The following is a 24964-nucleotide window of genomic DNA, read 5'->3' as shown; positions in this document are numbered from 1 at the left end:
GCGCGGATCCTGCCGGTGTGTCACCCTGTCGGCGACGCGTCCCGACCTGGCGGGCCGTCGAGCCCACGTCCCCCAGGGAGCACGAAGCCCTCTGACAGGAGAACGACCATGAAGCCCCTCACCAGTGCACTCGCCGTCCTCGCCATCGCCGGTTCGCTCGTCGTCGGCGTTCCTGCCGCCACCGCGTCGGTCTCGATCTACGGCGGCGCGAGCGGGTGCTGCAAGGCCCTCTGATCGCGCTCCCCGTCGGACGCGGGTCGGCGACCGGTCGGCGGTGATCGGTCACGCCGCGCCGGCGGTCCGCGTCGCGCGCCGGGCCGGCACCTTGTCGTGCCCGGCCCGGCGCGCCGCGCAACCCCGGAGGGTGAACGTCGGCCGTGAATCGCCAGGGGGATGGCTTTCACGAACGTCATACGTACAATGACTTCTCATGACGACGATCGGTGACCGCGTGCGCGAGGCGCGGCTGGCCTGCGGGCTCTCCCAGACGGCGCTGGCGGGCAACGCGTTCTCGCCCAGCTACATCTCTCTCATCGAGGCCGGCCACCGGGAACCGACGGACGCCGCGCTCGGTGTGCTGGCGGAGCGTCTCGGCACGACGCTCGAGTTCCTCAAGCACGGCGAGGACGGCCCCAACGAGGCGCGGACCCGGCTCGAGCTCGACTACGCGCGGCTCGACCTGGCCAGCGGCGACGCCGCCGGCGCGGTCCGGCGCATCGACGCGCTGGACCTCACCGTGGTCACGCCCGTGCTGCGCGTCGAGGCGCTCACCACGCTCGCCTGCGCCCACGAGGTGCTCGGTGAACTGGAGACGGCGATCGCCCTGCTCGAGCCGCTGCTGGCCGAGACACGGGAGCGCCCCGACCACCTGCGCGCCGCCTCGCTCACGACGGCCCTGGTCGGCTGCTACCTCGAGGCGGGCGACCTGCACCGCGCGGTCGAGGTGGGGGAGGTCACGCTCGCGGACCTCGACACCGCGGACCTGCTCGGGACCGACGAGCACCTGCGGCTCGCGTCGACCGTGCTGTGGGCGTACGTCGAGCGCGGCGACCTGCTCTACGCGACGCACCGCGCGGCGGAGCTCGTGCGGCTCGCGGAGTCGCTCGGCACGCCCCGCGGCCGGGGCAGCGTGTACTGGAACGCCGCGCTGGTGGCCGAGCAGCGCCGGGACTACGAGCTTGCGCAGCGGTACACGGAGCGGGCGCTCGCCCTGCTGTCGGAGGGGGAGCCCGACCGGGACCTGCCCCGGCTGCGGGTGAACTACGCCTGGCTCCTGCTGCGCTCCGAGCCGGCGGACCCGCGGGCCGCGCTCGAGCAGATCGACAGGGCGGAGCCGGGGGTGAGCGCGGTCGGCTCGGCGCTCGACATCGCGCGCCTGCAGGTCGAGCGCTCACGGGCGCACCTGCTCCTGGGCGACGAGGGTGCGGCCGAGGCCGACGCGCGGCGGGCGCTGGAGGGTCTGGGCGACGCGCCCCGGCTGGAGTCCGCCACGGCGCACGTCGCGCTGGGTGACGTGCTCGACGCCCGCGGGGACCACGAGGGCGCGACCGCGTCGTTCAAGTGGGCGGCCGACATGCTCGGCATGATGGCGGCCTCGCGGTACTCCGCCGGCGTCTGGCGTGACCTGGGTGACCGCTACCTCCGTCGCGGCGACGTCGACGCGGCGGCGCGGGCGTTCGACCGTGCCCTGCGCGAGGCGGGCTTCCACCCGTCGGTGCCGACGGGTGCGCCGCGCGAGACGTGGGCGCTGGGCGGCTGACGACGTCCGGCGACGCCGGTTCCGAGCACAGCGGAAGGGCGGCACCCCTCGCGGGTGCCGCCCTTCCGGCGTTCGTGCGGGACGTCGAGGTCCCTGCGCAGGTGGAAGCTGCGCGTCGGCCTCAGAGGCCGTTGACGGCCTTCGACAGCGCCGACTTGCGGTTGGCGGCCTGGTTGGCGTGGATCACGCCCTTGGACACCGCCTTGTCGAGCTTGCGCGCCGCGACGGCGAGCGCAGCGTTCGCCGCGTCCTTGTCGCCACCGGCGACGGCCTCGCGGACGCGACGCACGTACGTCTTGAGCTCGGACTTGACGGACTTGTTCCGCAGCCGGGCCTTCTCGTTCGTGCGGATGCGCTTGATCTGGGACTTGATGTTCGCCACGTGTGGACTCTCTTGGTTAGGTCGCCGGAGCGATCCGACAGGTCGTAGAGGGCATGCGCAGCGCCAGGACTGGGGCGTGGGGACACCCTCGGGAAAGGCCTGCGCCCGCGCCCGCCGACCCAGGCGGGCACGCGGTTCGACATCCTACCAGCCGTGCAGCCGACCGGCCGCACCCACGACCTCGTCGTACCGGCGGCGGTCCAGTGCGGCGCCCTCACGGCGGACGTCGTCGGCGGGGAGCCGCAGCACCCGGTCGAGCCGCACCTCGCTCGGTCGACCCCGGGGGTCCCACGCACCGCTGCCCACGTCGAGCCAGACGCGCCCGTGCCGCGCCTCGTCGGCGGCGTCCCGGTCGTGGTCCTTGCTGGTGAGCATGAGCGCGACGACGGTGGCGTCCTCGACCGCCAGCACGAGCACCGGGCGGTCCTTGCCCCGCCGTGGGTCGTCCTCGTAGGGCACCCAGGTCCACACGACCTCACCCGGGTCGGGCCGGCCGTCGGCGCTCGGCGCGTACGTCGGGCGGACCGTCCGGGTGCCGCGGGACGTCGGGTGCAGGAGCCGACGCACGACGCGCCGCAGGGCGGAGGGTCGGCGGCCGTCGGTCACGGTCGGCGAGCCTAGCCGCGGCGTGCCGACGGCGCCGTGCGGGCGGCGCGGGCCGTGCGCCGGGCGCCAGGTCGCGGCGACCGCGTCACGTAACGCGACGTTGACACGGGCCGACTAGATTCACGCCATGGCCGACCTCTTCGACGACTACCCGGCGGGTACCGCGTGGGACGAGATGATCGGCCCGGACGGTGAGGTCCGTGCGGCGTACCGCCACGTGCACTCGGCGCTCGCGCAGCTGTCGGCGGGCGAGCTGCGGGCGCGTGCGGACACCCTCGCGCGGTCGTACCTCAAGCAGGGCGTCACGTTCGACTTCGCCGGGGAGGAGCGCCCGTTCCCCCTGGACGTCGTGCCGCGCGTGATGGCGGGTGACGAGTGGGAGCACGTCGCGCCCGGCGTGTCGCAGCGGGTGCGGGCGCTGGAGGCGTTCCTCGCGGACGTCTACGGCCCGCAGAAGTCGGTCGCGGACGGGGTGGTGCCGCGGTCGGTCGTCGTCTCCTCGAACCACTTCCACCGGGCCGCGCGGGGCATCGAGCCGCCCAACGGCGTGCGCGTGCACGTCTCCGGGATCGACCTGGTGCGGGACTCCCTCGGGGGCTGGCGCGTGCTCGAGGACAACGTGCGGGTGCCGTCCGGCGTCAGCTACGTGCTGTCGAACCGCCGCGCCATGGCGCAGACGTTCCCGGAGCTGTTCGCCACGCTGCGCATCCGGCCCGTCGTGGACTACTCGCGTCGGCTGCTGGCGGCGCTCACCGCGGCGGCGCCGCACGGCGTCGACGACCCCACGGTGGTCGTCCTGACACCGGGCGTCTTCAACTCGGCGTACTTCGAGCACACGCTCCTCGCCCGGACGATGGGCGTCGAGCTCGTCGAGGGGCGGGACCTGTACGTGTCCGGCGGCCGGGTGTGGATGCGCACGACCCAGGGGCGGCGCCGCGTCGACGTCATCTACCGGCGGGTCGACGACGAGTTCATCGACCCCGTGACGTTCCGGTCCGACTCGCTGCTGGGCTGCCCGGGCATCATGACCTGCGCGCGCCTCGGCAACGTCACCATCGCCAACGCCGTCGGCAACGGCGTCGCGGACGACAAGCTGCTCTACACCTACGTCCCCGACCTCATCCGGTACCACCTGGGCGAGGAGCCGATCCTGCCCAACGTGGACACGTGGCGGCTCGAGGACCCGGGCGCCCTCGAGGAGGTGCTCGACCGCCTGCACGAGCTCGTCGTCAAGCCGGTCGACGGGTCGGGCGGCAAGGGCCTGGTCGTCGGGCCGCGAGCGACCCGCGCCGAGCTCGACGTGCTGCGCGCCCGGCTGCGCGAGGACCCGCGCGGCTGGATCGCGCAGCCGGTCGTCCAGCTCTCGACCGTCCCGACGCTCGTGGACGACGGCCTGCGCCCGCGGCACGTCGACCTGCGGCCGTTCGCCGTGAACGACGGCGACTCGGTCTACGTGCTGCCCGGCGGCCTGACCCGGGTGGCGCTGCCGGAGGGGCAGCTGGTCGTCAACTCCTCGCAGGGCGGCGGCTCCAAGGACACCTGGGTCCTGGGCGGCCGCGTCCCGCGCCGCGCGCAGACGCAGAGCCAGTCGCGGCCGCAGGCGGTCCCGAAGGACGCCTCCGTGCCGATCGACTCCAACCCGTCCGACGCCCGCGTCCAGGTCATGCAGCAACAGCAACAGCAGCAGCAGCGGACGACCGGGGGTGCGACGTGCTGAGCCGCATCGCCGAGTCGCTGTTCTGGATCGGCCGGTACGTCGAGCGGGCCGACGACACCGCCCGGCTGCTCGACGTCCACGTGCAGATCCTGCTCGAGGACCCGTGGGCCGAGGAGGACCTGGCCTGCCGCTCGCTGCTGTCGGTCATGGACCGTCCGGCGCCGCCCGACGACCTCGAGGTGGGGCGTGAGCACGTCCTGGACATCCTGGCGTACGACCGGTTCTCGCCGTCGTCGATCGCCGGGGCCCTGGTGGCCGCCCGCGAGAACGCGCGCCGGGCGCGGGAGATCGTCTCGACCGAGCTGTGGGAGTGCCTCAACACCAGCTGGAACCAGCTGCCGTCCCAGATGCGTCCGGCCCGCCCGCACGACTACTTCACCTGGGTGCGCGAGCGTGCCGCGATCGTCACCGGGATCATGGAGTCCACGACGTCCCGGGACGAGACCTGGCACTTCATGGTCCTGGGGCGGTCGATCGAACGGGCGGACATGACGGCGCGCCTGCTGACGACGCGCGCGCTGGCCGGGTCGGCCGGGCCGAGCTGGGCGACGCTGCTGCGCTCGTGCGGGGCGCACGAGGCCTTCCTGCGCACCTACCGCGGCAACGCGTCCGACGAGCGCGCGGCGGGCTTCCTGCTGCTCGACCGTCTGTTCCCGCGGTCCATCGTCTACGCCCTGAACGAGGCGGAGGCGTCGCTCGCGGCACTGGAGCCGATCGCCGACCGCGCGACCATCGACGACGCACGTCGGCACATCGGGCACGTGCGCACGAGCCTGGAGTACCGGCCGCTGCTGGAGATCATCGACGCGCTGCCGCGGGAGATGGAGCGCGTGCAGCGTGCGTGCTCGGCCGCGTCGGACGCGATCCGCGGGCGGTACTTCCCGTCCGGGGCTGAGCTGACATGGGTGGGGGAGGCGCTGTGAGCCGCCTGCGGATCGTCCACACGTCCACGTTCCGGTACGCGGACCCGGTCGTCGCCTCGTACAACGAGGCCCGCATGACGCCCCTGTCCCAGGCGGGCCAGTCGGTCCTCGAGACGCGGCTGGAGATCCAGCCGCAGACGTGGACGCACGACTACCGGGACTACTGGGGCACGCAGGTCACGGCGTTCGAGGTGCTCGCGCCCCACCGTTCCCTGCTGCTGACGGCCGAGCACCTGGTCGAGGTGGCCGAGCGGCCGGCGAAGTCGTCGTCGGTCGGCTGGGACGTGCTGCGCGGGCCCGAGGTGCGCGACCGGCTGTCCGAGCAGCTGGCCGACACGGAGGTGACCGACGCCCCGCAGGAGGTCGTCGAGCTCGCGCGCCGCGCCGCCGGGGACCTCGCGCCCGCGGCCGCCGCGGAAGCCGTGTGCCACGCGCTGCGCGACGAGATGGAGTACATCCCCGGCGTCACGTCCGTGCACACCCCCGCCGCGGAGGCGTGGGCCAAGCGCACGGGTGTGTGCCAGGACATGGCCCACCTGGCGCTGGGGGCGCTGCGCGCCATCGGCATCCCCGCGCGGTACGTCTCGGGCTACCTGCACCCGGACTCGTCGGGCGAGATCGGGGCGACGGTCACGGGGGAGTCGCACGCCTGGGTGGAGTGGTGGACCGGGGAGTGGTGCGGCTACGACCCGACCAACCGGGTCCGCGCGGGTGAGCACCACGTCGTGCTCGGACGCGGACGGTGCTACGACGACGTGCCGCCGCTGCGCGGGATCTTCGCCGGGCCGCGCACGCAGGACCTGCAGGTGCAGGTGCGGATCACGCGCGAGGCGTAGCTCAGGGCGTGGTGCGGCCCGCCAGCAGCGCGTCGAGGGCCGCGCGGTCGCCCTCGACGCGCAGGGCCGGGTCGTCGGGTGTCGTGCGGCCCCACAGCAGCAGCGCCAGCGCGCCCGCCGGTCCGGTGACCTCGGCCGCGGGCTCCGTCGCGGCATCGGCCGTCGTCGCCCACGCGCGGCCGGCGTCGCCCGCGACCAGGGCGATCGGCCGCCCGGGTACGGCCACGCGTCCGAGCCGCACCTGGCGCGGGTGCATGACGGTCACGACCTCGTCGACGGTGTCGGCCCACAGAGCGGGTGCGACGTCCAGCGGCAGGGCGCCGGCCGTCCGCAGGTCCCACAGGTGCACCAGCGTCTCGTGGACCTGGCGACGGTGCCAGAACCGCACGACCCCGCTGTCGTCGAGGGTCCACGCGGGTGCGGCCGGGTCGAGGGCCGCGAGGGTGTCGTACAGCTCGGCCGCCTGCGCGGTGTACAGGTCGTCCAGGACGAACGGCCCGCGGCCGAGCGGGGTCTCCTGGTGGCGGCGGGCCTGCCCGGCGGCCCAGTGGTGGATCCGGGCGAGGTGCACCACGAGGTGCCGCACGCGCCACCGTCCGCACCACGGCACCGGCACGTCGGCCGCCACCTCGCCGATGCTCGCGCGGAACCGCTCCTGCAGCGCGGCCAACGTCGCCAGGTCCGGGCCGGACGTCGGGACGTGGCCCGGTGCGGTCGACGCGGCTGCGTCGCCCAGGTCGCGTGTCATGGGACCATGGTGGTGTCCGCCGCCGACACCCGACAGGGTCGGGTCCGCCACCGAGGGTCGGGATCCCGCCGACCACGGGCGAGCCCGGCGTCGCGACGGCACCAGCGCCACGGTCGACCGACCGCCCACAGATCGTCCAGAAGCCGGAGAACGTCGAGTTGCCGATCCCGTCCGCCACCGCCGCCGAGCGGATCCGACCCTCGGCGACCGCACCCGAGCTGCTGCGCAACTTCTGCATCATCGCGCACATCGACCACGGCAAGTCCACGCTCGCCGACCGCATGCTGCAGCTGACGGGTGTCGTCGACGCGCGGGCGATGCGCGCCCAGTACCTCGACCGCATGGACATCGAGCGTGAGCGTGGCATCACGATCAAGTCGCAGGCCGTGCGCATGCCGTGGGAGCTCGACGGGACGCCGTACGCGCTGAACATGATCGACACCCCGGGCCACGTCGACTTCACGTACGAGGTGTCGCGCTCGCTGGCCGCGTGCGAGGGCGCCGTCCTGCTGGTCGACGCCGCGCAGGGGATCGAGGCCCAGACGCTGGCCAACCTCTACCTGGCGCTCGAGAACGATCTGCAGATCATCCCGGTCCTCAACAAGATCGACCTGCCGGCGGCGCAGCCGGAGAAGTACGCCGAGGAGCTCGCCAAGCTCATCGGCGGCGAGCCCGAGGACTGCCTGAAGGTCTCGGGCAAGACCGGCGTCGGCGTCGAGGCGCTCCTGGACCGCATCGTCGAGCTGGTCCCGCCGCCCGTCGGCGACGCGGACGCCCCGGCACGCGCCATGATCTTCGACTCCGTCTACGACACCTACCGCGGGGTCGTGACGTACGTCCGCGTCGTCGACGGCAACCTGAACCCGCGCGAGAAGATCGTCATGATGTCGACGCGCGCGACGCACGAGCTGCTCGAGATCGGCGTGAGCTCCCCGGAGCCGGTGCCGACCAAGGGGCTGGGCGTCGGTGAGGTCGGGTACCTCATCACCGGTGTGAAGGACGTGCGCCAGTCCAAGGTCGGCGACACGATCACCAACGCCGGCAAGCCGGCCACGGACGCGCTCGGCGGCTACTCGGACCCCAAGCCGATGGTGTTCTCCGGTCTCTACCCGATCGACGGGACCGACTACCCGGTCCTGCGCGACGCCCTGGACAAGCTGAAGCTCAACGACGCGGCGCTGAACTACGAGCCGGAGACGTCGGTCGCGCTCGGGTTCGGGTTCCGCGTCGGGTTCCTCGGGCTCCTGCACCTGGAGATCGTGCGGGAGCGGCTCGAGCGGGAGTTCGACCTCGACCTCATCTCGACCGCGCCGAACGTCGTGTACGAGGTGACGCTCGAGGACAAGAGCGTGGTCACGGTCACCAACCCGAGCGAGTTCCCCTCGGGCAAAATCCTCGCGGTGCGCGAGCCGATGGTGAAGGCGACCATCCTCGCCCCGTCGGAGTTCATCGGCGCGATCATGGAGCTGTGCCAGGCCAAGCGCGGCGACCTGCAGGGCATGGACTACCTGTCCGAGGACCGCGTCGAGCTGCGCTACGTGCTGCCGATGGCCGAGATCGTGTTCGACTTCTTCGACCAGCTCAAGTCCCGCACGCGCGGCTACGCGAGCCTCGACTACGAGCGCGTGGGCGACCAGGTCGCGGACCTGGTGAAGGTCGACATCCTGCTGCAGGGCGAGACGGTCGACGCGTTCAGCGCGATCGTGCACAAGGAGAAGGCCTACGCGTACGGCGTCATGATGACCGCCAAGCTCAAGGACCTCATCCCGCGCCAGCAGTTCGAGGTCCCGATCCAGGCGGCGATCGGCGCCCGCATCATCGCCCGCGAGACGATCCGGGCCATCCGCAAGGACGTCCTGGCCAAGTGCTACGGCGGTGACATCTCCCGCAAGCGCAAGCTCCTGGAGAAGCAGAAGGAGGGCAAGAAGCGCATGAAGACCATCGGCCGGGTCGACGTGCCGCAGGAGGCCTTCATCGCCGCGCTGTCGTCCGACGGCGGCGGCGGCAAGGACGCCAAGGACGCGAAGAAGAAGTGAGCAGCGTGGCCACGGGCGGCGCCCGGTGAGCCCCGCGCTGCCCGACGGCGACCCCGCCCCCGCGGACGGCGCGCTGCCCCCGTCGGCCGTCGAGGGGGCGCAGGACCGTGCCTTCGGCGTGTACCTGCACGTGCCCTTCTGCGCCGTGCGGTGCGGGTACTGCGACTTCAACACCTACACCGCCACCGAGCTCGGCGGCGGTGCGAGCCTCGCCGAGTACGCGGCGACGGCCCTGGCGGAGGTGGCGCTCGCGGACCGGGTGCTCCGCGCGGCGGGCGTGCCGCCGCGTCAGGGCGCGACGGTCTTCATCGGCGGGGGCACCCCGACGCTGCTGCCCGTGGCCGACCTGGTGCGTCTGCTCGACGGCGTGCGCACCACGTGGGGCCTGGCCCCGGGCGCCGAGGTCACGACCGAGGCCAACCCCGACTCGGTGACTCCCGACGGCCTCGCACGGCTGGCCGCCGCCGGCGTCACGCGCGTGTCGTTCGGCATGCAGTCCGCCGTCCCGCACGTGCTGCGCACGCTCGAGCGCACCCACGACCCCGATCGCATCCCCGACGTCGTGCGCTGGGCGCGCGACGCAGGCCTGCGGGTCTCGCTCGACCTGATCTACGGCACCCCGGGTGAGTCGCTCGACGACTGGCGCCGGTCCCTGGAGGCGGCGCTGGCCACGGGCGTCGACCACGTGAGCGCCTACGCCCTGGTGGTGGAGCCCGGCACGCGCATGGCGGTGCAGGTGCGCCGCGGCGAGCTGACGCTGCCCGACGAGGACGACCAGGCGACCAAGTACGAGCTGGCGGACGACCTGCTGACGGCGGCGGGCCTGCACTGGTACGAGGTGAGCAACTGGGCGCGCACACCGGCCGACGCGTCGCGCCACAACCTGGGCTACTGGCGCGGCGACGACTGGTGGGGGATCGGCCCCGGGGCGCACAGCCACGTCGGTGGCGTGCGGTGGTGGAACGTCAAGCACCCGCGCGCGTACGCCGACCGTCTGGGGCGAGGGCTGAGCCCTGCCGCGGGTCGCGAGGTCGTCGACGGCGGCACCGCGGAGCTGGAGCGGGTGATGCTGGGCGTGCGCATCGCCGAGGGCCTGCTCGTCGACGACCTGCCCGTCGCCGCGCGTCCGGCGGTCGCGGGGCTCGTCGCCGACGGGCTGGTCGACCCGCGCGCCGCGCTCGGTGGCGACGGTCCGCGGCGAGTGGTGCTGACCCGTCGCGGGCGGCTGCTGGCCGACGCGGTCGTGCGGGCCCTCGTCGTCTGACCGGTCGGTGCCCCCGGCTCAGGGGACCAGCCGCAGCGTCACCGGGTACCGGTACCACTCCCACCGGCTCGCGGCGACGGCGGCGAGGATCTCCAGCACCACCCACGCCACGCCGGCGAGGACGAGGAGGAGCGCCGGGATGCCGAACAGCACCACCGACAGGAGCGTGCCGACGGCGACGGCGATCAGCACGGTCAGCTGGAGGTTCAGCGACTCCTTCGCGTGGTGCTCGAGGAACGGCCCGCGCCCGCGGAAGACGAGCCAGACGACGAGCGGTGCGAGGAGCCCCACCCCGAGGAGCGGGAGCAGGTGGACGAGGATCGCCCAGGTCCGCTCGTCCTGCGGGCTCAGCGGTGGGACGGGTGCGGGCGCGTCCCACGCGGGCGGGGGCGTCGGCGTGCTCATCGGACGAGCTCGAGGCTGACGGGGTAGCGGTACGACCCGCCACGGTACGCGGCGGCGGCCGCGACGATCGAGAGCACGAGCGCGACGACGCCGACCGCGAGCTTGCCGATCCAGCCGATGATCCCGATCACGGGGAACTGCTCCACCACGTGGAGCACGACCATCGCGATGAGCGCCGTGAGCTGGAAGTTGAGCGCCGTGCGCGCCTCCTGCGCCGTGGCCGGGTCCTGGTCCCGCTGGACCAGCCAGACCACGAGGGACGCGATCCAGCCCGCGAACAGGTAGGTGAGCACACCGCCCAGGTGCGCCACCATCGCCAGGGTGCGGCCCTGGGCGGGCGGGCCGGGCGGTGTGGCCCGAGGGTCGTACGACACGGGGCGGCTCCGGGTGTGGTCGTGGTGGTGGGCGTCCGCAGCGTACGGCCCGGGTGACCGGGCGCGCCACGGTGGGCGGCGCGGTGCCTTGACACGCCGCAGGCCATGTGGGTTCCCTGCGAGGAGGGCGTGTCCGCGCCCTGGTCACGCCTGGAGGCATGCATGAGCGAGAACACCGGCGGCACGCCGCCGCGCGACGACGGCGGCAGCCCGGTCCCGCCGCCCCCGCCCGCGCACGGCGAGGGCGCCCACGACCTGCCGTCGCCGCCGTCCGCCCCCGGCGAGGCTGCCCGGGACGTGCCGCCCGCGCAGGCTCCCACGCCGCCGCCGGTGGCACCCGGCCCGGCTGCGCAGGACGTGCCGCCCGCGCAGCCCCCGACACCGCCGCCGGGCGCCGGGTACCCCCCGCCGCCGCCGGGTGCGGGGTACCCGCCGCCCACGCCTCCCGGTGGCGGGTACCCGCCACCCCCCGGCCCGTCCGGCCCCGGGGGACCCCCGCCTGCCTCGCCGTACGGCGGGTCGTCGCCGTACGGGACCCCGCCGCCCCACGGCGCACCGCCGCCCTACGGCGCACCGCCGCCCTACGGCGCACCGGGTCAGCAGCCGCCCTACGGGCAGCCGTACGCGTCGCCGTCCGGTCCGGTCGACATCGGTGCCGGGTTCTCGTGGGCGTTCTCGAAGTTCGGGCAGAACTGGGCGGCCTTCGTGCTCGGCGGCCTGGTGTGGTTCGTCGTCATCGCGGTCGTCGCGGTGATCGGCGCCGCGCTGGTCGGCGGCGCCGCCGCCATTACCGGGTCCGGGGACGCGCCCGGCCTGCTCGCGGGCCTCGGCGCCTCGATCGGCGTCACCATCTACGGTGCCCTGCTCCTGCTGCTGCTCGTCCTGTTCAGCGCGGCGTTCACCAAGGCGGCGCTGAAGATCGCGGACGGTCGGCCGCTGTCGATCGGTGACCTGTTCGACACGTCGTACGCGGGGCAGCTCGTGCTGTTCGCGCTCATCGCGTGCGCCGGCGGCATCGTCGCGAGCCTCATCCCGTTCCTGGGTCAGGTGGCGCTGCTCGTCGCCGGGTTCTTCGTGTTCTACGTGGTGGCCGCGATCGTGGACCGTGGCGAGAGCGCCGTGCAGGCGATCCGCACGAGCGTGAACCTGCAGGTGCGGGACCTCGGCACGGGGGTCCTGGTGTACCTGGTCGTCGCGCTGGTCAGCTGGGTCGGCACCCTGGTGTGCGGGATCGGTGTCCTGGTCTCGCTGCCGGTCGGTGCCCTGCTGACCGTGTACGCGTACCGCCGTCTGACCGGCGGGCGCCTCGCGGCCTGAGAGCCGACGCACCGACGTGGGGCCCGTCCGGCGGACGGGCCCCGTCGTCGGTCAGGCGGTGACGAAGTCGATGAGCTCCTCGACGCGGCCCAGGAGGCTCGGCTCGAGGTCCGCGTACGAGCGCACCGAGCGCAGGATGCGCTGCCAGGCCCGCGCCACGTCCGCCTGGTCGTCCGCCGGCCACCCCAGCTCGCGCAGGATGCCGCGCTTCCACTCCGTGCCGCGCTCGATGGTGGGCCACGCGTCGAGCCCGACGCGCTGCGGGCGGACGGCCTGCCACACGTCGACGTACGGGTGACCGAGCACCAGGACGGTCCCCGCGGGCGCGGCACGCAGCGCCTCGGCGGCGATCCGGCTCTCCTTGGAGCCGGGGACGAGGTGGTCGACGAGCACGCCGACGCGCCGGTCCGCGGTCGGGCGGAAGTCCCGCAGGGCGTCCGCGAGGTGGTCGACACCGTCGAGCAGCTCGACGACGACGCCCTCGACGCGCAGGTCGTCGCCCCAGACCTTCTCGACGAGCTCCGCGTCGTGCTTGCCCTCGACCCAGATGCGCGACCCGCGCGCGACGCGTGCCGGCGCGTCCGGCACGGCGACCGACCCGGACGCGGTGCGCGTCGGCCGTGCGGGCGCCCGTGACGTCACCGGCGCCGTGAGCACCACCGGCTCACCGTCGACCCAGAACCCGGGACCGAGCCGGAACGTCCGGGTGCGGCCGCGCCGGTCCTCGAGGACCACGACGTGCTGGCCCCCGGACTTCTCGACGCGCACGACGGCGCCGACCCACCCGGTCTCGACGTCCTCGACGACCAGACCGGGGTCGGCCGTCTGCTCGCGCGACGTGCGCGCGGGGCGGTGGTGGGCCGGACGGGACGGGGAGCGGTCGCCCGACAGCACGTCGGATCCGTAGCGGTCGTCGGTCACGCGGGCACTCTAGGAGGTCGCGGGCGCGGCCTCGCGGCGGACGCGCGGGGAGCGGCCGCAGCGGCGCACGGAGCGGCGCAGGGCGAGACGCAGGCGAGGCGCGGGGGTGGCGCCGAGGCGCCCGCGGGGGCATGCCACCGTTCCTCCTGGACGAGCGCGTAGAATTGGCACTCGGTACGGGCGAGTGCTACCAGGGCGCCGGGGTGCGGTGCCGTCTGGTGCGCTCGATGGCCACCGGGGGCAGGAGGGAGCGACATGAGCATCAGCGAGGACCGACGGCTGGACGTGCTGCGCGCGATCGTCGAGGACTACGTCGCGACCCGCGAGCCCGTGGGATCGCGGGCCCTGGCGGAGCGCCACGCGATCGGTGTCTCGCCGGCCACGATCCGCAACGACATGGCCGCGCTCGAGGACGCCGGGCTCATCGTCCAGCCGCACACGTCGGCCGGTCGCGTGCCGACCGACCTGGGCTACCGCGAGTTCGTCGACCGCCTGTCGGGCGTGCGCCCGCTGTCCGCCGCCGAGAAGCGGGCCATCGGCACGCTGCTCGAGGAGGCGGTGGACCTCGACGACGTCATCGACCGTGCGGTGCGGCTCATCGCCCAGCTCACGCACCAGGTCGCGATCGTCCAGTACCCGTCGCTGCGGCGTTCGGCGCTGCGGCACGTCGAGCTGGTCCCCGTCGGTGCGCGTCACCTGCTGGTCGTCATCATCACCACCACGGGTCGCGTCGAGCAGCGCACCCTGGAGCTCACCACCGACCTCGACGAGGCCGTCGTGGCGCGGCTGCGCGTGCGGCTCAACGTCGCCGCCGCCGGCCTGCGTCTCGCCGAGCTGGACGGCGCCCTCGAGGCGCTGGCCGCCGAGTTCACGTCGGGCGGCGAGGACCTCGCCCGCTCGGTGGTCGCGGTCGTGGCCGAGACCCTCGCGCAGGAGCGCGAGGAACGGGTCGTCGTCGCGGGGGCGTCGCACCTGGCCCGCAGCGCCAACGCCGACTTCCCGCACACGATCGGACCCGTCCTCGAGGCCCTCGAGGAGCAGGTCGTGCTGCTGCGCCTGCTGTCCGAGATGGCCGAGGACTCCGGCGGCGTCGCGGTGCGGATCGGCCGCGAGACCCAGCACGAGGGCCTGGCCGAGACCAGCATCGTCACCAGCGGGTACGGCGGTGACGGGTCGTCCGTCGCCGTCCTCGGGGCCGTCGGCCCGCTGCGCATGGACTACCCCCAGACCATGGCGGCGGTCCGTGCCGTCGCCCGGTACCTCACCCGGATCCTTGCGGGCTGACCGGCACGTCCCGCGGACGCGCCGTCGGGCGCACCGCGTGCGCGGCCGGGCACGCCACCCACGAGCAGGAAGCGAGCAGCACGCCACGTGACCGACTACTACGAGATCCTCGGCCTGCCGCGTGACGCCACGCCCGAGCAGATCAAGAAGGCCTACCGCCGGCTCGCCCGTGAGCTGCACCCCGACGTGGCGGGCACCGACCCCGCGTCCGAGGAGCGGTTCAAGGACGTGTCGCGCGCCTACGACGTGCTGGGCAACCCGGAGAAGCGCCGTGCCTACGACATGGGCGCCGACCCCTCGTCGCCGGGTGGCGGCATGGGCGGCGGCTTCGGGTTCCAGGACATCTTCGAGACGTTCTTCGGTGCCGCCGCGGGCGGTGCGCCGCGCGGACCGGTGCCGCGCGCCCGCCGCGGGCAGGACGCCCTGGTACGCCTCGACCTGGACCTGGCCGAGACGGCGTTCGGCGTGCACCGCGAGGTGCAGGTGGACACGGCGGTGCTGTGCCCCACGTGCGGGGGCACCTGCTGCCGGCCCGGCACCTCGCCGCGCACCTGTGAGGTCTGCGGCGGGCGCGGGTCCGTGCAGCGGGTGGCGCGCTCGTTCCTCGGGCAGGTCATGACCACGCAGCCCTGCGCGGCCTGCCACGGGTTCGGCACGGTCATCCCCGAGCCGTGCACCGAGTGCGCCGGTGAGGGCCGCGTGCGCTCGCGGCGGACGCTGTCGGTGGACGTGCCCGCGGGCGTGGACACCGGCACGCGCATCAAGCTCACCGGCCAGGGCGAGGTCGGCCCGGCCGGCGGCCCGGCGGGCGACGTGTACCTCGAGGTGCGCGAGCGCAAGCACGACACGTTCGTGCGCCGCGGCGACGACCTGCACGCGACGCTCCAGGTGCCGATGACCGCGGCCGCGCTCGGCACGGTCCTGTCGATGGAGACGCTCGACGGGCCGCAGGAGGTCGACCTGCGCCCGGGCACGCAGCCCGGGCAGGTCGTCACGCTGCGCGGGCTGGGGGTCGGGCACCTGCACGTGGGCGGCCGCGGCGACCTCCACGTGCACGTGGAGGTCCAGGTGCCCGTCCCGGCCGACGACGAGCAGACCGAGCTGCTGCGTCGCCTCGCCGTGCTGCGCGGCGAGGAGCGCCCCGAGGCGCGGTTCGCCGCGGCCAACCCCGGCATGTTCGCCAAGCTCCGCGACAAGCTCGCGGGCCGGTGAGCGCGCCGGTCTTCGTCGTCGAGCCGGGGCGGCTCGCCGACGCGCGGCCGGGCGGGGAGTACCTCCTGGACGGTACGGAGGGCCGGCACGCCGGCGTCGTGCAGCGCCGCGGACCGGGGGAGCGGGTGGACGTGGTCGACGGCGCCGGTGTCCGGCTCGTCGGCCGGGTGCGGACCGCCGGCCCGGAGGGGGTGCGCCTCGACGTCGAGGACGTCGTCGTCGAGCCCGAGCCCGCCCCGCGGCTGGTGCTCGTGCAGGCGCTGGCCAAGGGCGACCGTGACGAGATGGCGATCGAGGCGGCCACCGAGGTCGGGGTCGACGGGGTCGTGCCCTGGCAGGCCGAGCGTTCCGTGGTGATCTGGCGGGGGGAGCGGGCGCAGAAGAGCCGCGCCCGGTGGGTCGGGACGGTGCGCGCGGCGACGAAGCAGTCCCGCCGCGCCCGCATGCCGGTCGTCGAGCAGGCCCTCGACGACCGGGGGCTGGTCGCGCGCGTCGCGTCGACCGTCGCGGGCGGCGGGGTGGCCGTCGTGCTCCACGAGTCCGCCACGACGCCGCTGCACGGCGTCGCGACGCCCGCCGGGGGTGAGCTGCTGGTCGTCGTCGGTCCCGAGGGCGGCATCAGCGACCGGGAGCTGGAGGCTCTGACCGGGGCCGGCGCCGTGGTCTGCCGGCTCGGGCCGCACGTGCTGCGGACCTCCACGGCCGGCCCGGTCGCTCTGGCGATGCTCGCGGACCGGCTCGGCCGCTGGGGCTGACGCCGGGGGTCGCCGACGACGGTGCCCCGGCAGGTCGCGGCCGGTCCTCGCGGGGGACCGGGTACGTGGGGGCGGCGGTGCGCGACGGGGAGAGAGCTGCCGCCGCCCCCACGGGTCCGGTGGGTCAGCGCGAGTCGCTGCCCTCGTGCTCGATCGCCGCGCGACCGGCCTCGAGCCGGGCGATCGGCACCCGGAACGGCGAGCAGGACACGTAGTCCAGGCCCACGGCGTCGAAGAACCGGATGGACTCGGGGTCGCCGCCGTGCTCGCCGCACACGCCCAGGGTCAGGTCGGGCCGGGTCGCGCGCCCGCGCTCGACCGCGATCTGCACGAGCTGCCCGACGCCCTTGACGTCGAGCGTCTCGAACGGGGACACCGACAGCACGCCGTTCGCGGTGTACTGCGCGAAGAACGCACCCTCCACGTCGTCGCGGCTGAAGCCCCACGTCGTCTGCGTGAGGTCGTTGGTGCCGAACGAGAAGAACTGCGCCTGCGTCGCGATGCGGTCCGCCGTCAGGGCAGCCCGCGGCAGCTCGATCATGCAGCCGACGGGCAGGTCGACCGTGACGCCCTGCTCGGCGCTGACGTCGGCCATGATCGCCACGGCGCGCTCGCGGACCAGCCGCAGCTCCTGCACGGAGCCGACGAGCGGGACCATGATCTCGGCGTGCGGGTCCCCGCCGGCGGCCAGCCGTGCGGCGACCGCCTCGGCCACCGCGCGGATCTGCAGGTCGAACAGGCCGGGGATGACCAGGCCCAGCCGCACGCCGCGCAGCCCGAGCATCGGGTTCGCCTCGTGCATGCGGCGCACGGCCGCGAGCAGCGTCACGTCGTGCTCGTCGACCTCGCCGCGCTCGGCCTGCAGCGCGACCTTCACCGACAGGTCGGTGAGGTCCGGGAGGAACTCGTGCAGCGGCGGGTCGATGAGGCGGATCGTCGTGGGCAGCCCGTCCATCGCCTCGAGGATGTCGGTGAAGTCCTGGCGCTGCAGCGGCAGCAGGGCGTCGAGCGCCGCCTGCCGCTCGTCGTCGCCGGCCGCGAGCACGACCCGCTCGACGAGCACGCGGCGCTCGCCGAGGAACATGTGCTCGGTGCGGCACAGGCCGATGCCCTGCGCGCCCAGGTGCCGGGCGCGCGCGGCGTCCTCCGCCGTGTCGGCGTTGGCGTGCACGTGCAGCCGTCGGGTCGCGTCGGCGTGGCGCAGGATCCGGTCGACCGCCCGCACCAGCTCGCGGGTCTCGTCGTCGGGGGCCTCGGCCAGCGCGACGTCCAGGCCGTCCTCGAGGTAGCGCTGCACGGGGGAGGGGACCACCGGGACGTCGCCCAGGACGACCTCGCCGGACGTGCCGTCGATCGCGATGACGTCGCCCTCGTGGACGGTGTGACCACGCGCCGTCATGGTGCGTGCCTCGGAGTCGATGACCAGCTCCTCGGCACCGACGACGCACGTGCGGCCCATGCCGCGCGCCACGACGGCCGCGTGCGACGTCTTGCCGCCGCGCGCCGTGAGCACCCCGACCGCGGCGATCATGCCGCCGAGGTCGTCGGGGTTGGTCTCGCGGCGCACGAGGATGACGTCCTTGCCGTCGGCCGCCCACTGCGCCGCCGTCTCCGGGTCGAACACGGCCATGCCGACCGCGGCGCCCGGCGACGCCGCCATGCCGCGCGTCAGCAGCACGCGGTCGGAGTCGTCGGCCACCGGGGCGAACTGCGGGAACTGCAGCTGGGAGAGCTGGGCACCCGTCACGCGGGACAGCGCCTCGTCCATCGTGATGAGGTGCTCGTCGACGAGCTGGCACGCGATGCGGAACGCGGCGGGCGCCGTGCGCTTGCCGACGCGGGTCTGCAGCATCCACAGCTTGCCGCGCTCGATCGTGAACTCGATGTCGCACAGGTCGCGGTAGTGGGTCTCGAGCCGGCGCATGGCCTGCAGCAGCTCGGCGTGCGCCGCGGGGTCGACCTGCTCGAGGTCCGCGAGGGACAGCGTGTTGCGGATGCCGGCGACCACGTCCTCGCCCTGCGCGTTGACGAGGTAGTCGCCGAACTCGCCGGTGCGACCGGACGCGGGGTCCCGCGTGAACGCCACGCCCGTGCCGGACGTCGGCCCGAGGTTGCCGAACACCATCGAGCAGACGTTGACGGCCGTGCCCAGGTCGTCCGGGATGCGCTCCTTGCGGCGGTACAGCCGGGCGCGCTCGGTGCCCCACGAGTCGAAGACCGCGACGATCGCCATGTCGAGCTGCTCGCGCGGGTGCTGGGGGAACTCGCGACCGGACTGCTCGCGCACGATCTGCTTGTACGTGCCGACCAGGGTGCGCAGGTCGTCCGCGCCCAGGTCGACGTCGGCGGTGACGCCGCGCGCGGCCTTCGCCTTGTCCAGCGCCTCGGCGAACAGGTCGCCGTCGATGTCCAGGACCGTGCGGCCGAACATCTGGATGAGCCGGCGGTAGGAGTCCCACGCGAACCGCTCGTCGCCGGACAGCTCGGCCAGGCCCTGCACCGACGCGTCGTTCAGCCCGACGTTGAGGACGGTCTCCATCATCCCGGGCATGGAGAACTTGGCCCCGGAGCGGACGGACACCAGCAGCGGGTCGTGGAAGTCGCCGAGGCGCCGGCCCAGCTGGTCCTCGAGGTGCCGGACGGCCATGGTGACCTCGACCCGCAGCTCGGGCGGGACCTCACCGGTGCGCATGTACGCCCGGCACGCCTCGGTCGTGATGGTGAACCCGGGGGGGACCGGCAGGCCGAGCCGGGTCATCTCGGCGAGGTTCGCCCCCTTGCCGCCCAGCAGGTCCTTCTGGTCCTTGTCGCCCTCGCTGAAGTCCTTGACGTACCGCGCCATGGTGCTTCCTCCGTCGCCACGCACACCACCGGGCTCCGTTGCCCGGCTCTGTGCTCCAGTGTTCTCCCGCTCGGGCGCCGGTGCCCGGGGACGAAGGACCCACACCGCCGGCGCCCGCGCGCGCCCTGCCGCGCGGGAGTCCGCGGCCCGGGTGACCGGCGACGTAGGATGGAGCCGTCCGCAGCACGGCACGCGTCGAGAGAAGGAGCGCACGGCACCCGCCGAGCACATGGCCGAGTCCAGCCCCGCACCCCGTGCACCCGAGCCCCGTCACGCGCGCATCGAGCACCGCATCACCGTCCCGCCGGACGTGTCGATGGTCGAGCTGCTCGGGCTGCGCGACGAGGTGCTGCGCAGCATCGAGGACGGCTTCCGCGCCGTCGACGTCCACGTCCGCGGCAACGAGGTGACGCTCACCGGCCCCGCGGGCGACGTGGCCCTGGTGACGCGCCTCGTCGACGAGCTCGTCGAGATGGCCGCGGTCGGTACCCCGCTGAGCCCCGACGTCGTGACCCGCTCCGTCGCGATGCTCACGGCCGACGCGGGCGCGCGCCCCGCGGACGTCCTGACGTTCAACATCCTGTCGACCCGCGGTCGCACGATCCGCCCCAAGACGCCGGGGCAGAAGAGTTACGTGGACGCGATCGAGCGCAACACCGTCACGTTCGGCATCGGCCCCGCGGGCACCGGCAAGACGTACCTGGCGATGGCCAAGGCCGTGCAGGCGCTGCAGGCGCGCAAGGTCAACCGCATCGTGCTGACGCGCCCCGCCGTCGAGGCCGGGGAGCGGCTCGGGTTCCTGCCCGGCAGCCTCTCGGACAAGATCGACCCGTACCTGCGCCCGCTGTACGACGCGCTGCACGACATGGTCGACCCCGAGTCCATCCCGCGGCTCATGGAGGCGGGCACCATCGAGGTCGCGCCGCTGGCGTACATGCGCGGGCGGACCCTCAACGACTCCTTCATCATCCTCGACGAGGCGCAGAACACGTCCGTCGAGCAGATGAAGATGTTCCTCACCCGCCTCGGGTTCGGCTCGAAGGTCGTCGTCACCGGCGACGTCACGCAGGTCGACCTGCCCAGCGGCACGCGGTCCGGGCTGCGCGTGGTCGAGGAGATCCTCTCCGGGGTCGACGACGTGGAGTTCTGCCGGCTGTCGTCCTCCGACGTGGTCCGGCACCGGCTGGTGGGGGACATCATCGACGCGTACGCGAGGTGGGACGGGGCATGAGCGTCGAGGTGAGCAACGAGTCCGGCGTCGAGGTCGACGAGGCGGAGTTCGCCGCGCTCGGGCGCTACGTGCTGGACGAGATGCACGTGCACCCGCAGGCGGACCTGTTCGTGCGGCTGGTCGACGTCCCGACCATGACGGACCTGCACGTGCGGTGGATGGACGAGCCGGGACCCACGGACGTGCTGTCGTTCCCGATGGACGAGCTGCGCCCCGGGCGCGAGGGCGACCCCGCCGGCCCCGGCGTGCTCGGCGACGTCGTGCTGTGCCCGGAGGTGGCCGCCACGCAGGCGCGCGCCGCGGGCCACTCGACGGCCGAGGAGATGCTGCTGCTGACGACGCACGGGATCCTGCACCTGCTCGGTTACGACCACGCCGAGCCGGACGAGGAGAAGGAGATGTTCGCGCTGCAGCGTCGCCTGCTCCTGACGTTCCTGGCCGGTCGATGAGCGGCGTCCCCGTCGCCCTGCTCCTCACCGTCGCGCTGATCGGGATCGTCCTGGCGGCCGCGCTGTCGGCCGGTGAGGTCGCGGTGCTGCGCGTCACGCGGGCCCGCGTCACCGAGCTCGAGGGGGAGCGTCCCGGTGCGGCCGCCCGCGTGCGGCGCCTCGTCGACGACCCCGCCCGCGTCGCCGCTGCCGCGGCGTTCGTGCGCCTGCTGGGGGAGATGACCGCGACGGTCTGCCTGACCCTGGCGATCAGCGCGGGCAGCCTGTCGTGGTGGGCCACGGCGCTGCTGGCCATCGCCGCGTGCGCGGTCGTGGCGTACCTGCTGGTGCGGGTGAGCCCCCGCAGCATGGGGCGACGCCACCCCGTGGGTGTGCTCGCCAGCCTGTCGCGGCTGCTGCTCGTCGTCACGACCCTCGCCGGCGGCGTGGGCCGCCGTGCCGACCCCTCGGGCTCGACGAGCGAGCAGGACGACGCCGAGCTGCGCGACATGGTCGAGCGCGTCAGCGAGTCCGACGCCATCGAGGACAACGAGCGTGAGATGTTCCGCTCGGTGCTCGAGCTGGGCGACACGCTGACGCGCGAGGTCATGGTGCCCCGCACGGACATGATCACCACCCAGGCCGACACCCCGCTGCACAAGGTCCTCGCGCTGCTCCTGCGCTCGGGATTCTCGCGGGTGCCCGTGGTCGGCGAGTCCGTCGACGACGTGATCGGCGTGCTCTACCTCAAGGACGTCGTGCGGCGGATCCCCGCGCGCGGCGCCCACGGCGCGGCGCCCACCGGCGAGGACCCGCTCGACGCGCCGGCGTCCTCGCTGGCCCGGCCACCCGTGTACGTGCCGGAGTCGAAGCCCGTCGACGAGCTGCTGCTGGAGCTGCGCGACGGCTCGAGCCACATCGCCCTGGTCGTCGACGAGTACGGCGGCATCGCCGGGCTGGTCACCATCGAGGACGCTCTCGAGGAGATCGTCGGGGAGCTGACCGACGAGCACGACACCAGCGCGCCCGGCGTCGAGGACCTCGGCGACGGCGGCTACCGGGTGCCGGCGCGCCTGGGACGCGACGAGCTCGGTGACCTGTTCGGCATCGCGGTGGAGGACGAGGACGTCGACACGGCCGCCGGCCTGCTGGCCAAGGCGCTCGGCAAGGTGCCGCTGCCCGGGTCGGTGGGCGAGATCCACGGCCTGCGGCTGCAGGCCGAGCGCGTCGAGGGGCGCCGCAAGCGGCTCGCGACGGTGCTGGTGCACCGCGCCGCCCTCGACGACGACGACGACCCACCCACCACCCCCGCCCGCGGCACCTCGGCCGCCGGCACCCCGCCGCGCGGCACCCCCGCCGCGCGCGACCACGGCTCGGAGGCCGCTCGATGACGTACCGTTCCGGCTTCGCGTGCTTCGTGGGCCGCCCCAACACCGGCAAGTCCACGCTCACCAACGCGCTCGTCGGCCAGAAGGTCGCCATCACGTCGGGGCGCCCGCAGACCACCCGCCACGTCGTGCGCGGGATCGTGCACCGCGAGGACGCCCAGCTCGTGCTCGTCGACACGCCCGGCCTGCACCGGCCGCGCACCCTGCTCGGTGAGCGCCTCAACGACCTGGTGCGCGACACGCTGACCGAGGTCGACGTCATCGGGTTCTGCCTGCCCGCCGACGAGAAGATCGGCCCCGGTGACCGCTTCATCGCCGAGCAGCTCGCCCGGCTGACCCCGCCCGGGCGCACCGGCACCCCCGTCGTCGCTATCGTGACCAAGACCGACACCGTGCCGCGGGCGCGGCTGGCCGAGCAGCTCATCGCCGTCGACCAGCTGGGGGAGTGGGCCGACATCGTCCCCGTCTCCTCGCGCGACGGGTACCAGGTGGACGTGCTGGCCGACGTCCTGGTCGAGCACCTGCCGGAGGGGCCCGCGCTGTACCCCGAGGGCGAGCTCACGGACGAGCCGGAGCAGGTCATGGTCGCCGAGCTCGTGCGCGAGGCGGCGCTCGAGGGCGTGCGCGACGAGCTGCCGCACTCCCTGGCCGTCGTCGTCGACGAGATCGTGCCGCGGGACCAGCCGCCGGGCGCCGACGGCCGTCCGCTGCTGGACGTGCGTGTCCACCTCTTCGTCGAGCGCGACAGCCAGAAGGCGATCGTCATCGGGCGCGGTGGCGCGCGCCTGCGCGACGTGGGCACGCGCGCCCGCACGCAGATCGAGGCGCTGCTCGGGGCCCGGGTCTTCCTGGACCTGCACGTCAAGGTGGCCAAGGACTGGCAGCGCGACCCCAAGCAGCTCGGACGGCTGGGCTTCTGAGGTGGCGCTGCACGTCCCGCGCGCGCTGAGCCGTGCCGCAGGCCCGGACGACCGCCCGCCGCAGCGCGGCGCGCGGTTCGGCTCGGTCTACCGGCTCGTCGCGAGCGTCGCGCTCGGTTCGCTGCTGCTCGCGGTCGTCGGGGCCGTCACCGGGCCGACGTGGGACCCGGCGCCGCTCGAGGAGGGCATCGAGGTCGCGACCGCCGACACCGCGATCGGGGGCGCGCCCGAGGCCGGGCGGTACGACGTGCGGGAGGTCGAGGTCTCGGTGCCCCTCGACGGTGCGACCGTCGGGGCACGCATCTCCGTGCCCGTGGGCGTCGCGGAGCCGGCCCCGGCCGTGCTCTTCGTCCACGGCGCGGGCACGGGACGCTACCAGCGGGCGTTCCTCCGGCAGGCGCGGTCGCTCGCGGAGGCCGGGGTCGTCGCGATGGTGCCCGACAAGCGGCTCGACACCTACAGCACCGCGCACCGCGACTACGTGGCGATGGCCCGCGACTACCTGCACTCGCTCGACCTGCTGCGGGACCGGCCGGAGGTCGACCCCGAGCGTGTCGTGGTGTACGCGGAGAGCGAGGGCGGGTGGATCGCGCCCGTGATGGCGGCCGAGGAGCCCGCGATCGCCGGCGTGGTGCTCGTGTCGTCGCCGGTCGTGCCCCCGCGCCAGCAGGCGGCCTTCGCGGTCGACGCCTACCTGCGCAACACCGGCGTCCCGCACGCGGTGTTCCGCGCGATCCCGCGGGCCGTGGGCATGTCGATGCCCGGCGGCGGGTTCGAGTACGCGGACTTCGACGTCTCGCCGTACCAGCAGCGCATGACCCAGCCGGTCCTGGTCGTGTACGGCACGGCGGACGCGTCCATGCCGATCGTCCAGGGTGCGCTGCAGGTCCGGGAGGACCTGGCGCGGGCGGGCAACGAGGACGTCACCGTCCGCTACTACGCGGGGGCGGACCACGGGATCCGCGTCGGGGGCTCGCCCACGGAACCCTTCCTGCGGGACCTGGCCGGCTGGGTCATGGGGCTGCCCGCGACCGGGGACACCCCGCCGCGGGTGGCCGGGGCGGAACCCGAGCAGACCTACGTGGCCGGCCCGGTGCCGCAACCCCGGTGGCTGCGCGACGGCGTCGCGCTGATCGTCCTGGTGCTCGGTGCGCCGGTGGTCATGCTGGTCTGCGGGCTCGCGGTCGGCATCGCACGCGTCGTGCAGCGCGGTGCGTCGCGCCGGGACCCGGCGGCGCCGGTCCGTCGCTTCGCCCCGGGGATCGCGGGCCGGCTGGTCGCGCTCGGCGGCGTGACCGTCGCGACCGTCGCCGCGATGGTCTGGTACCTCCTGGCCGTCGCGCGGCTCGCCCTCGACTACGAGCGCAACGCCTGGGTCGTGCAGGGCGGGTGGATCGGCGTGCGTGTGCTGGGCGTCGGTGCCGTGCTCGCGGCCGTGCTCCTCGCCCACCGCGCCCACGACGCGCGCGAGGAAGGCGTCCCGGTCGCACCGGGCGTGGTGCGGCGTGTCGCGGCCTCCGGCGTCGTCGTGGCCGCCGCCGTGCTGCTGGTCGTCCTGGCCTACTGGGGTGTCTTCCAGCTCAACATCTGAGGGTGAAGTGGACGGACGGACGTGA

Annotated in this window: 23 protein-coding genes; 16 read left to right on the top strand and 7 right to left on the bottom strand. The window is 74.2% G+C overall.

The window, feature by feature from the left end; all coding sequences use genetic code 11:
• Positions 1-108: 108 nt before the first annotated feature.
• Together BMZ16_RS19730 and BMZ16_RS09365 are read left to right on the top strand one after the other, a co-directional pair.
• Complete coding sequence (locus tag BMZ16_RS19730) at positions 109-234, top strand: hypothetical protein (protein ID WP_255366490.1); 126 nt, start codon at positions 109-111, stop codon at positions 232-234.
• A gap of 196 nt (positions 235-430) precedes the next feature.
• Positions 431-1759 (top strand): helix-turn-helix domain-containing protein, encoded by a 1329-nt coding sequence (locus BMZ16_RS09365; protein ID WP_089799690.1) that lies wholly within the window; start codon positions 431-433, stop codon positions 1757-1759.
• A 121-nt stretch (positions 1760-1880) separates the two neighbouring features.
• Here the strand turns inward: BMZ16_RS09365 and rpsT are convergent, their stop codons facing one another.
• Entirely contained in the window at positions 1881-2141 is a 261-nt protein-coding gene (gene rpsT, locus BMZ16_RS09360) for a 30S ribosomal protein S20 (protein ID WP_089799688.1), read from the bottom strand.
• Between the two features lie 144 nt (positions 2142-2285).
• On the bottom strand, positions 2286-2747 hold the full coding sequence (locus BMZ16_RS09355; protein WP_369822518.1) for a type II toxin-antitoxin system PemK/MazF family toxin: 462 nt from the start codon (positions 2745-2747) through the stop codon (positions 2286-2288).
• A 127-nt stretch (positions 2748-2874) separates the two neighbouring features.
• Between BMZ16_RS09355 and BMZ16_RS09350 the strand changes: the two genes are divergently transcribed.
• The 3 genes from BMZ16_RS09350 to BMZ16_RS09340 are packed head-to-tail and all read left to right on the top strand — an operon-like array spanning position 2875 to position 6223.
• Entirely contained in the window at positions 2875-4464 is a 1590-nt protein-coding gene (locus BMZ16_RS09350; RefSeq protein WP_089799686.1) for a circularly permuted type 2 ATP-grasp protein, read from the top strand.
• Positions 4458-5387 (top strand): alpha-E domain-containing protein, encoded by a 930-nt coding sequence (locus tag BMZ16_RS09345; protein ID WP_089799684.1) that lies wholly within the window; start codon positions 4458-4460, stop codon positions 5385-5387. Before BMZ16_RS09350 ends, BMZ16_RS09345 begins: the two co-directional genes overlap by 7 nt.
• Entirely contained in the window at positions 5384-6223 is an 840-nt protein-coding gene (locus BMZ16_RS09340) for a transglutaminase family protein (protein ID WP_089799681.1), read from the top strand. The genes BMZ16_RS09345 and BMZ16_RS09340 overlap by 4 nt, the downstream gene beginning before the upstream one ends.
• Before the next feature lies 1 nt (position 6224).
• Here the strand turns inward: BMZ16_RS09340 and BMZ16_RS09335 are convergent, their stop codons facing one another.
• Complete coding sequence (locus BMZ16_RS09335; RefSeq protein WP_089799678.1) at positions 6225-6971, bottom strand: maleylpyruvate isomerase family mycothiol-dependent enzyme; 747 nt, start codon at positions 6969-6971, stop codon at positions 6225-6227.
• A 158-nt stretch (positions 6972-7129) separates the two neighbouring features.
• On the opposite strand from BMZ16_RS09335, the gene lepA reads away from it, so the two are divergent.
• Both lepA and hemW read left to right on the top strand, forming a co-directional pair.
• A complete protein-coding gene (lepA, locus tag BMZ16_RS09330) occupies positions 7130-9007 on the top strand; it encodes a translation elongation factor 4 (RefSeq protein WP_089799676.1) in 1878 nt (625 codons plus the stop codon).
• Between the two features lie 25 nt (positions 9008-9032).
• A complete protein-coding gene (hemW, locus tag BMZ16_RS09325; RefSeq protein ID WP_089799674.1) occupies positions 9033-10271 on the top strand; it encodes a radical SAM family heme chaperone HemW in 1239 nt (412 codons plus the stop codon).
• A gap of 18 nt (positions 10272-10289) precedes the next feature.
• Here the strand turns inward: hemW and BMZ16_RS09320 are convergent, their stop codons facing one another.
• Together BMZ16_RS09320 and BMZ16_RS09315 are read right to left on the bottom strand one after the other, a co-directional pair.
• A complete protein-coding gene (locus BMZ16_RS09320; RefSeq protein ID WP_089799672.1) occupies positions 10290-10676 on the bottom strand; it encodes a DUF4870 domain-containing protein in 387 nt (128 codons plus the stop codon).
• Complete coding sequence (locus BMZ16_RS09315; protein WP_089799670.1) at positions 10673-11050, bottom strand: DUF4870 domain-containing protein; 378 nt, start codon at positions 11048-11050, stop codon at positions 10673-10675. Before BMZ16_RS09315 ends, BMZ16_RS09320 begins: the two co-directional genes overlap by 4 nt.
• Positions 11051-11212: 162 nt before the next feature.
• Here BMZ16_RS09315 and BMZ16_RS09310 point away from each other — a divergent pair, with 162 nt between their 5' ends.
• Positions 11213-12367, top strand: a complete 1155-nt coding sequence (locus tag BMZ16_RS09310) for a hypothetical protein (protein ID WP_089799668.1) — start codon at positions 11213-11215, stop codon at positions 12365-12367.
• Between the two features lie 51 nt (positions 12368-12418).
• Here the strand turns inward: BMZ16_RS09310 and BMZ16_RS09305 are convergent, their stop codons facing one another.
• Positions 12419-13288, bottom strand: a complete 870-nt coding sequence (locus BMZ16_RS09305) for a DUF3097 domain-containing protein (RefSeq protein ID WP_089799666.1) — start codon at positions 13286-13288, stop codon at positions 12419-12421.
• A gap of 261 nt (positions 13289-13549) precedes the next feature.
• Between BMZ16_RS09305 and hrcA the strand changes: the two genes are divergently transcribed.
• From hrcA to BMZ16_RS09290, 3 genes are all read left to right on the top strand, one after another.
• Entirely contained in the window at positions 13550-14572 is a 1023-nt protein-coding gene (gene hrcA, locus BMZ16_RS09300) for a heat-inducible transcriptional repressor HrcA (RefSeq protein ID WP_089800043.1), read from the top strand.
• 87 nt (positions 14573-14659) lie between these two features.
• Complete coding sequence (gene dnaJ / locus BMZ16_RS09295) at positions 14660-15784, top strand: molecular chaperone DnaJ (RefSeq protein ID WP_089799664.1); 1125 nt, start codon at positions 14660-14662, stop codon at positions 15782-15784.
• The gene (locus BMZ16_RS09290; RefSeq protein ID WP_089799662.1) at positions 15781-16539 is read left to right on the top strand and encodes a 16S rRNA (uracil(1498)-N(3))-methyltransferase; all 759 of its coding nucleotides are present in this window, start codon (positions 15781-15783) and stop codon (positions 16537-16539) included. The genes dnaJ and BMZ16_RS09290 overlap by 4 nt, the downstream gene beginning before the upstream one ends.
• A 124-nt stretch (positions 16540-16663) precedes the next feature.
• Here the strand turns inward: BMZ16_RS09290 and ppdK are convergent, their stop codons facing one another.
• The gene (gene ppdK, locus BMZ16_RS09285) at positions 16664-19381 is read right to left on the bottom strand and encodes a pyruvate, phosphate dikinase (protein ID WP_089799660.1); all 2718 of its coding nucleotides are present in this window, start codon (positions 19379-19381) and stop codon (positions 16664-16666) included.
• Positions 19382-19610: 229 nt separating this feature from the next.
• On the opposite strand from ppdK, the gene BMZ16_RS09280 reads away from it, so the two are divergent.
• From BMZ16_RS09280 to BMZ16_RS09260, 5 genes are read left to right on the top strand one after another with little or no spacing between them, the layout of a single operon-like run.
• A complete protein-coding gene (locus tag BMZ16_RS09280) occupies positions 19611-20612 on the top strand; it encodes a PhoH family protein (protein ID WP_089799658.1) in 1002 nt (333 codons plus the stop codon).
• Complete coding sequence (gene ybeY, locus BMZ16_RS09275; RefSeq protein ID WP_089799657.1) at positions 20609-21061, top strand: rRNA maturation RNase YbeY; 453 nt, start codon at positions 20609-20611, stop codon at positions 21059-21061. Before BMZ16_RS09280 ends, ybeY begins: the two co-directional genes overlap by 4 nt.
• On the top strand, positions 21058-22431 hold the full coding sequence (locus tag BMZ16_RS09270; protein WP_089799655.1) for a hemolysin family protein: 1374 nt from the start codon (positions 21058-21060) through the stop codon (positions 22429-22431). The genes ybeY and BMZ16_RS09270 overlap by 4 nt, the downstream gene beginning before the upstream one ends.
• Positions 22428-23348 carry a GTPase Era gene (gene era / locus BMZ16_RS09265; RefSeq protein WP_089799653.1) on the top strand — a complete coding sequence of 307 codons (921 nt, stop codon included), beginning with the start codon at positions 22428-22430 and terminating at the stop codon, positions 23346-23348. Before BMZ16_RS09270 ends, era begins: the two co-directional genes overlap by 4 nt.
• A gap of 1 nt (position 23349) precedes the next feature.
• Positions 23350-24939, top strand: coding sequence for an alpha/beta hydrolase family protein (locus BMZ16_RS09260; protein WP_255366485.1), 1590 nt, complete (start codon positions 23350-23352; stop codon positions 24937-24939).
• The last annotated feature ends 25 nt before the right edge of the window (positions 24940-24964 follow it).

Source organism: Cellulomonas sp. KH9 (assembly GCF_900114185.1).
Classification (GTDB): domain Bacteria; phylum Actinomycetota; class Actinomycetes; order Actinomycetales; family Cellulomonadaceae; genus Cellulomonas.
This window is presented reverse-complemented; position numbering and strand designations above follow the sequence as displayed.

Excerpts from the sequence above, each read along its gene's own strand:
- BMZ16_RS09270 (WP_089799655.1), top strand. The coding sequence starts at position 21,058 with ATGAGCGGCGTCCCCGTCGCCCTGCTCCTCACCGTCGCGCTGATCGGG.
- BMZ16_RS09310 (WP_089799668.1), top strand. The coding sequence starts at position 11,213 with ATGAGCGAGAACACCGGCGGCACGCCGCCGCGCGACGACGGCGGCAGC.
- BMZ16_RS09335 (WP_089799678.1), bottom strand. The coding sequence starts at position 6,971 with ATGACACGCGACCTGGGCGACGCAGCCGCGTCGACCGCACCGGGCCAC.
- era (WP_089799653.1), top strand. The coding sequence starts at position 22,428 with ATGACGTACCGTTCCGGCTTCGCGTGCTTCGTGGGCCGCCCCAACACC.
- BMZ16_RS09280 (WP_089799658.1), top strand. The coding sequence starts at position 19,611 with ATGGCCGAGTCCAGCCCCGCACCCCGTGCACCCGAGCCCCGTCACGCG.
- ybeY (WP_089799657.1), top strand. The coding sequence starts at position 20,609 with ATGAGCGTCGAGGTGAGCAACGAGTCCGGCGTCGAGGTCGACGAGGCG.
- BMZ16_RS19730 (WP_255366490.1), top strand. The coding sequence starts at position 109 with ATGAAGCCCCTCACCAGTGCACTCGCCGTCCTCGCCATCGCCGGTTCG.
- BMZ16_RS09365 (WP_089799690.1), top strand. The coding sequence starts at position 431 with ATGACGACGATCGGTGACCGCGTGCGCGAGGCGCGGCTGGCCTGCGGG.
- BMZ16_RS09350 (WP_089799686.1), top strand. The coding sequence starts at position 2,875 with ATGGCCGACCTCTTCGACGACTACCCGGCGGGTACCGCGTGGGACGAG.
- BMZ16_RS09320 (WP_089799672.1), bottom strand. The coding sequence starts at position 10,676 with ATGAGCACGCCGACGCCCCCGCCCGCGTGGGACGCGCCCGCACCCGTC.
- ppdK (WP_089799660.1), bottom strand. The coding sequence starts at position 19,381 with ATGGCGCGGTACGTCAAGGACTTCAGCGAGGGCGACAAGGACCAGAAG.